Origin of the sequence: Olivibacter sp. XZL3 (assembly GCF_004368405.1) — a bacterium.
Taxonomy (GTDB): domain Bacteria; phylum Bacteroidota; class Bacteroidia; order Sphingobacteriales; family Sphingobacteriaceae; genus Olivibacter.
On the sequence record NZ_SBJH01000052.1, the window covers coordinates 1 to 8,263 of the forward strand.

At 43.6% G+C, this 8,263-nt stretch carries 6 protein-coding genes; all 6 read right to left on the reverse strand.

What is annotated here, in order from left to right:
- Positions 1-134 precede the first annotated feature (134 nt).
- Complete coding sequence (locus tag EPX21_RS11355; RefSeq protein WP_134089811.1) at positions 135-1,166, reverse strand: GntR family transcriptional regulator; 1,032 nt, start codon at positions 1,164-1,166, stop codon at positions 135-137.
- A gap of 110 nt (positions 1,167-1,276) precedes the next feature.
- A complete protein-coding gene (locus tag EPX21_RS11360) occupies positions 1,277-1,636 on the reverse strand; it encodes a type II toxin-antitoxin system HigA family antitoxin (RefSeq protein WP_134089812.1) in 360 nt (119 codons plus the stop codon).
- The gene (locus EPX21_RS11365; RefSeq protein ID WP_240768663.1) at positions 1,614-1,727 is read right to left on the reverse strand and encodes a type II toxin-antitoxin system HigB family toxin; all 114 of its coding nucleotides are present in this window, start codon (positions 1,725-1,727) and stop codon (positions 1,614-1,616) included. The genes EPX21_RS11360 and EPX21_RS11365 overlap by 23 nt, the downstream gene beginning before the upstream one ends.
- Positions 1,728-1,948: 221 nt before the next feature.
- Complete coding sequence (locus tag EPX21_RS11370; protein WP_134089813.1) at positions 1,949-4,675, reverse strand: glycoside hydrolase family 78 protein; 2,727 nt, start codon at positions 4,673-4,675, stop codon at positions 1,949-1,951.
- Between the two features lie 281 nt (positions 4,676-4,956).
- Positions 4,957-7,710 carry a glycosyl hydrolase gene (locus EPX21_RS11375; protein ID WP_134089814.1) on the reverse strand — a complete coding sequence of 918 codons (2,754 nt, stop codon included), beginning with the start codon at positions 7,708-7,710 and terminating at the stop codon, positions 4,957-4,959.
- A gap of 163 nt (positions 7,711-7,873) precedes the next feature.
- The gene (gene rhaM, locus EPX21_RS11380; protein WP_134089815.1) at positions 7,874-8,185 is read right to left on the reverse strand and encodes an L-rhamnose mutarotase; all 312 of its coding nucleotides are present in this window, start codon (positions 8,183-8,185) and stop codon (positions 7,874-7,876) included.
- Positions 8,186-8,263 lie beyond the last annotated feature (78 nt).

The following is an 8,263-nucleotide window of genomic DNA, read 5'->3' on the forward strand; positions in this document are numbered from 1 at the left end:
AACTCCTCTGGAGTTTCCCACATTCCAACATCTTAATCAACAACAATAAAAGTGTCTACTTTTTTTAGGACATGACATGTTTGCTAAAAAGGCTGACAACGTACCGCTGACAACTCACAACAGGCAACAGGCAACTAAATAGAAGCTCTCTTGAACAAGTAGAAGGGTACCTGAACGTGCTTCTTTGAGTTTTCCAAAATCAGGTTAGCAGCCGTGGCGCCCATCTTTTCGAAGTCGGTCGAAATAGTCGTGATTCCGTTCAATATAAAACGCTTCACCCTTGTTTCATTATAGGAAATCACGCCGACTTGGCGTCCTATCTCCAGTTTCATTGAAATAATACGATCCAGCAGAATAACCAAATCGTCCTCCATGAGGTTGATATATACCTCCCCCTCCTTAATCGGCTCTTTGGCGATGTCACTAACGAGCAAATGATCGAAGGCATATTGCTGGCAAAAGCGATAAAAGCCCTTTATGATCTCTCTGGGAAAATAACTTTTATCGGGAAAAATCAACTTAAGCGTATGGTATTTCGCTAATTTTTCTTTCGCCTCTTCCAGTGCATGGTAAATATCCTCTTCAAAATTTTCATAGACGGCTGCGTAGTCACCTTCCACCCCGGCAACCTTTTTATCAAGCAACAGCAATTTTTCCTTTGGCAACTGGTTGATTACCTCTGCCGCTTTTTCCCTTTCTTCCACGAAATGCGGGATAATGACATAATGCGTATATTCCTGCTTTTGATTGTACAACAACTTCTTGAACAGATTAAAGTCGTTGTTATATATGTAAAAATCGACTGCGGCATCTGTCCCTAAGGTTTTGATAAAAGCATCGTAAACAATTTTCTTATGGGCGCTCAATTTATTGAAAAGCAACATAATACTTCTCTTCTGCCTGAAGTCTGTCCGGCTCACATAATATCCCTTGCCAGGCACTGAATCGATTACTCCTAACTTTTTTAGATATCGATACCCCTTTTCAGCCGTGTCTCTCGATACTTCTAAAACAAAGCTCAATTCATTGATGGAAGGCAGCATCGAATCCTTATCGATTTTACCGTTCTTAATCGCATTCAATATGGCAGTCGTTAACTGCAAATATTTGGGTGTTGCCGAAAATTCGTCAATTTTTATATATTCAAAAAACGGATCGCACTTCATGGATATAGGTTACAAAGTCGAAAGATACAGATTTTTGCCTTTTTTTTCTAATCCATTTACCAATATCTTCCGAAGAAAATTGAACGCGGGTGGGGCTCGCCCACTCCTGCTTAATATGCCTGTATCAATACTTCTGCTGGAATATGTAATACTTCGTGTAATTTCCTTATCATAGTTAAACTCAATTTCCTTTTCCCTGAAAGTATCTCGGATTTTCTGGATCGGTAACCTAAAATTTTAGAAAGATCCACTTCGGACATATTCATCTGATCTAGCCTAAACCTAATGGCTTCTATCGGATTAGGCTTAGGTACAGGGAAATGCTCATTTTCATATTCCTTAATCAATAGGGATAGTACTTCCAGTTCATCCGATTCTTTTGAATCCGGCTTAATATCTTTTTGCATTAATAGGTATGCATGAGCCAATGCATCTTCATATTGCTGGTTATTTTTTATCGGTTTTAACATAACTTACCTTTTTAGCGTCTATTTTATCATATTGTTTATGGGTACCAAACCATACGATAAATACAATTTTCAAACGGTATTCTATATCCACAATAAGAGTTAGTACCGCTACTTAACCTTCTACTACCCGTCCCGAAAGCATTTGGGATGGAGGCCAGTTATTAGGTAACGAGCGCTTATCCCTCGAACTGGTATAAAATGAAATTTAAACAGTCTCAAAAAACCACATTCTTATCTGCAAAAATAACATTAAGATATTGAATCCATGTCAGGACTTATTCTGTTACTTATTATAGAGTTATTAATACCCTCCTATTCAGCTTTTAAAGCAAATGTAAAACTATACTTACCGGAACCTATTTCTACAGCGGAATTATCCATTACATTCCCCTTTTCATCCTTCACCGAGTTTTCCACCGCATTCGGAAAAAGTACTTTTGCGGTGGTATTCGGTGGAACTTCTACCATCATTTGCATCTCATTGCCGGTAATTTTCCAGTTCGATACAATTTTTCCGTAGATCGTTTCGAGTGAAGCGTTGGCAAAAGACAATCCACCTCCGGGTCGTGGAGCAATCACGAATTCTTTATAGCCAGGTGTTTCGCTCGGCGCTTGTATACCTGCGATTTGTTGATACATCCAATCACCGATGGCTCCATAGGCATAATGGTTGAAAGAATTCATATCCTTATTTTGGAAGGAGCCATCCGCCTTAATACCATCCCAACGCTCCCAAATCGTAGTGGCACCTTTCAACACCGGATAAAGCCAAGAAGGGTAAGTCCGTTGCATTAATAGGGTATAGGCAAGTTCCTCATAACCATATCGACTTAAGACATGACAGAGATAGGGTGTGCCCAAAAAGCCCGTCGTGAGGTGGTTGTCATAGCTTTTGATATTATCAGCCAGACGCTTTGCCGCTTGTGTACACAAATTTTCCGGCAGCATATCAAACTGCAAGGCTAATACATAGGCTGTCTGTGAGTTGGAAACCAGACGTCCGGAAGGCGTCACATACTCCTTCACGAAGGCTGTCTTCACTTGTCCCAGCAATTGCTGATAACGGGCAACGTCCTCCTTTTTACTTAATACCTCGGCTGCATTGATCATCAATTGCACGGAATGTCCGAAGAAACATTGGGCAATAAGATACTTATCGGTAATAGCCGCCCGTCCATCCCGATCGTCATTTGGGATATAGAAAAGCCAATCGCCGAAATGAAAACCTTTATTCCAAAGATCGTTCGTGCTATTATCTACCATAAACTGCACCCATTTGGCCATTGAGGTATATTGCTGTTCCAATATCCGTTTGTCGCCGTATAGACGGTAAAAATTCCATGGAATAATCGTCGCTACATCCGACCAGCCGGCCGAGCCACCCTCTTCCGTTTTCCAGTAATAGGGTACAACATGCGGGATCGCACCGCTTGCAAACTGGTCGGCCTTTACATCCTGCAACCATTTCATAAAGAAACCGGCTACATCCATGTTATAAGCAGCCGTATTGAAAAAGGCCTGCGCATCGCCCGTCCATCCTAGCCGTTCATCCCGTTGTGGACAGTCGGTCGGCACATCCAGAAAATTTCCTTTCTGTCCCCAAAGAATATTGTGCTGAAGTTGATTGATCAAACTATCCGAAGTCGTAAAATCGCCCGTCCGGCGCATAGCTGAATGCAGGACGATTGCCTTTATATTATTTAAATTGACCTCTTCCTTAGCTCCTTCGACCTTCACATAGCGAAAACCCTGAAAAGAAAAACGAGGATGATAGGTTTCCAAGCCAGTCCCTTTGAAAATGTAGGTTAACATTTGCTTGGCTGAACGCAGATTCTCCGTATAAAAATTGCCTTCTTTATCCAGCACCTCAGCATGATAAAAAACCAGCGAGTCGCCAGGGTTTCCCGCTGCATCAAACTGAATCCACCCCACTAAATTTTGTCCAAAGTCGATCACCTTTTCGCCCTTTGGTGTTGTGATCATCTTAACAGGCTTGATGGTTTCTTGTGCGGTCACCAACGGTGCCGGCGAAGTAACCAACTGTTGATAAGCAAGGGAATCATTCACCTTGACAGACTTCCAGGTCGCATCATTAAAGGCAGCTGTAGCCCAGCCAGCTTGCTCCATACGTGCATCATAGGTTTCGCCATTGTAATTGTCCGCCATCCGGATCGGACCATCCGTCGAGCTTCTCCAAGTGCCATCGCTCAACATATCGATTTTTTCACCATTTTCAAGCTCGATTTCCAACTGCGCTAAAAGAGCTAGATCACGCCCATAGTAGTTATTTCCCCCCATTAAATTTCCTTTGAACCAGCCATCGCCCAGCATGACACCCATTACATTTTGTCCTTTTTTGAGCTGTTCAGACACATCGTATACCTGATACTGCAAACGCTTGTGATAACTCGTCCACCCCGGCGTAAAATAGGCATTCCCTACCTTTTCACCATTAAGATAAGCCTCATACAATCCATGCGCTGTGATGTAGAGCCTTGCTTTCTTTACCCCCTGCTTCAAATTAAAGGCTTTCCTAAATTGCGGGCTGGGGTTAGAACCGAGCGGTGTTTTTTGATCAAGTTGAATCCATTTTGCCTTCCAATCGGTCGGATTAAGCAGGCCTGTTTCCCAAAAATTAACGGCACTCCAGGGTGAAACGTTTCCCCTGTTATCCCAAACACGTACTTGCCAAAAGTAGCGAGTGCGGCTCTGGAGTTCATCGGCGCCAAAAGGAATCAGTACCGACGCTTCACTTGCGACCTTTCCAGAGTGCCACACGCTTCCTTTTTTCAGGTCCTGCTCATTGGTAGCTACTTTCAATTCATAAGCAGTTTGCATGACGTCCTTTCCTTTCGCCTTCATTTTCCAGCTGAAACGCGGAACAGGATCGTCAATACCGATCGGGTTTTCCTGATATTCGCAGGTTAATCCATATAAAGTTATTTCTTGCGCACGGCTCATTTTAACAGAAAAAAAAGCAAACAACAGGAACAAATAGGGATATCTCCATAAGGAACGGCTTTTTGTCTTTAGCATCATAATCGTTTATAAAAGGTCGTTTGTTTGAACACCTAAGCTATTAACGAAGGCCAGCTGTTCACAGTGTAAATATATCTGAAATCACTTAAAAATAAAAAAGACTTTGAACCAACTTACACTGTCAACGAAGACTTATAGCAAAAAACAAGTTTCTAAGCACGAAGTACCTTTGATCTGTTGATGGCTTGCTATCGAAAAGCAATTATAAAAGCATAAAAAACACATGAATAATACATTTAACACGACAGAAAAACATATGTAAGTTCCACATGAAACTAAACTCAATACACCTCAATTCGGGCGTGCCCCGCTAAGCCGGCGGGCACTGTTTTCCAATTAGAAGCGTCAAAAGGTTCGTAATCGATGTTGACGAATTGACTGCCATTGTATTCCCGCCATTTCAACTTTTTTCTGTCGATATATCGAATCCGGTTAGCCATTAAATTAGCCACCTCAATTTCAATCGTATTTTTTCCTTGCCTGACCAACGTGCCCAAATGCAACTTGTAAGGTAAACTCCAAATCAACCCAGCTTCTTTCCCATTAATTATTACGCGAGCGCTTTCAAAGATGCTGTCTAACCTGAGCACATAATCTTTCCCTTCGCTTGCCGGCAAGTCGAAGTCTAGGCTGTACACCGCCTTTCCCGAGAAGTCATTTGCGGCACTGTCCTGCAAGCCCGTCCAGGGAATCAAGCGATTGAGCGTACGGGCACGAGGAGTTGTCGGACCGCCGTCCTTAAAGGACAATTGCCAATTCCCTGTTAATGAGAAAGACACCAATGGCTTTTCCGGATATAGCCACTCAGGCTCATTCGGACGTTCTTCCTGTACCACCGCAAGGATACAAGACTCGCCCGACTCCAATTGTACCTTAATGGCTATTTGCCCGTCCGCGGAGCGAACCGAAGCCTTTCCGGTTTTACCGGAAAGCGGATCCATCATATAGCAGAAGACGTCTTTCATACCAAAGGACAGCTCTTCATTTACCGCCTTATCCGTCAAGTTCACCATGTAATAGTAAGTATCAGCTCCCACCTTTCGTCTAACAAACTGAAGCCCTGCTTTCACTAAGGCTTCCCCGGACAAACCTACCTCGCGGAGTCCTTCATCCAGCGCTTCTCTCACTATGATCTTGCCTTTACCCGCGTTCGGTTGCTTGGACATCTTCCTTATGCTTTGCACCAGTTGAGCAAGTTTTGCTCTTCGCCTTTCAAGGTCATGGGCACCAGGAACATCTGTCGGCAAAGACTGAAAAATAAGGGTAGCGCCATCTTTCGCCAGCTGGATCATCCGTTCCAACGTTTCGACAGGCATTTTACCTGTTTTCGGAACCAGTAAAGCGCGGTGAGATAAAGGCTCCTTACCCGACATCCATTTTCCATCTTGCACCTGCAATTTTTCCAAAAGATGATCCGACACAAAATCAAAAGCATAGCCCTCTTCCTGCAAGTGCAAAGCCTGTTTGTAGAACTCAGTCGGATGTAACCATTCATCGATGTCGTGCACCTTCAAGGCCTGTAATCCACCTTTTGCCTGATGCCAGATATCATAGATAGGCCAATAAATCAACAACTCGTTGTCGGCTTTTCCTGCTTGTAAGACGGATTGCACCCGCGTGATGTATTGGTTCAATCCATCGAGGTGGCTCCACAAGCTATTTGCCGGCACAAAATTTACCGATGCGTAAAAAAGCCAGCCCGGCCAGGGGGCTTGTTGAGGAGAATAGGTAGTACCATGATAAAAAACATGATTGATCCCTGCCAAAAACACTTGGTCGACCTCCGGTTTGCACTGTGCCCAGGAAGTCTTAAAATGTTCGGTTAGCCAGGTGAAGGTCTCATTGGACACCAGATTCTTTCCGCTGACGTGCGCCGCCGAAGAAGCAAATTTAAGCATCATCGGATCAGGATCCACATTACGTATGTCAGCACTATCACGACGAAGACCCGGTATCGGAAAATAGCTTGAACCAAAAGTTTCTGCCTCCGGTATATCAACGGCCGCATATAAATCTAAGAGATTGCCCGGTGAACCATGCGCTTGATTCTTGGTAATACCGTGATGTTCGTGCGCCCAGTCAGTCCAATGTCTGGTAAAATTATTCAAGAGCATCTCCGCTACTGTTTCGCGGTAATCAGATTTAATACGCGCAATCCGTTCGGTTGAATCCCGACTTAACAAGTCGCGCACATGGTACCGTAGATCGTAACCCCTGTTGGTCTCGAAGGTTTTTAACAGCGTTTCTGTCCAGTCCGCTCCATACACTTCATAACTATCATTGTAGAAAGCTCTTATTCCTATGCGTTCTTTGCCCAGTGCCCGCGCATAAGGTTGAAGATAGCGATCCAGTGCCTCCTTTGAAAAGTGGTCCAGGGTAAAGCCTTCCCCTCCGGGCGCGGCTCGTTTGACCCGTTGTTTTGTTTTACCTAAGAACAAGGCATACAATTCCCAAGTGCCCTTCTCGGCCGTCCATTGCAGTCTGCCCGTATGATCTACTTTATCGGTTAACAAAATTGTTTGGTTATCCGACCCATAGGCGGTTAATGAAACGAGGGAAGCGTTCGGTTGTTTAGGGTCTGAAGACTTAATCGTCTCTTTCAAGGGTTGTTTAGCGTGTAATTTATAGGTACTGACAATGAGCTTAGTTGCCGCATCCCCTTCTTCGACTTGCGGTCCGCCAAAAGGCCAACCGGTACCATTGGTTAAATCGACCCCCATCCCGAGGCTATCTGCCACTCGCAAGGTAAAACGCAAGTGCTTTATCCACTCCTCTGAAAGATGGTCAATATATTGGTTTTCGTAGCCTTTTGCCCCATATATGGGTGCAACTTCCACCCCTCCGAAACCCCGTTGCTCATATTCTTTGAGTAAAGCACGCAGGTTGGTACTGTCCACGGCATTGCCCATCCACCACCAGCGTGTCCAGGGTTTCATTTCTTTGGTGACTTCCGGCCAAAGCGTGTCTGCTTTGCGTTGACAGCCCCAAACAAGAGCTAGACTTATAATGAATATATATTGAATTTTTTTTAACATACTTATTAGTGAAAAAGGGAACCATTTGATAAAGTAAAAATTCAAAAGTAAAAAGTAAAAAAACTTGTCTACGCAATTCATCTCTCATAACTCATCACTATTTAACTATTTCCCTGCTTCCTACTAACTACTCCCTGATTAACTACTCCCAACTAACTATTCCTTACTCCAAATGAAAAACCATTTTCAAGGGTTTACTCACGGGCGAGTTATCGGCATTTGTTTCCATGATATCCGCCATATAGGCCCACCATTTTTTCACCAATGGGTGATCTCCCAAATCCTGAGAGGAACTGCCAATTTGCTTTTGCACTGCAAACAGCGTGTTGGTCTCCTCATCCAAAAAAATGGAATAATCGGCCACGCCAGTTTCTTTGAGAAGTGCGCTTATTTCGGGCCATATTTCATCATGCCTCCTTTTGTATTCCTCTTGGAAACCCGGCATCAACTTCATTTTAAAAGCTATTTTTGACATATACTCTAATAAATTACAAGTTTCTAGGCCACTATTTTTTCGGAGCCGTTTACATTTTTGTTAATTTCTCTTGGGTCT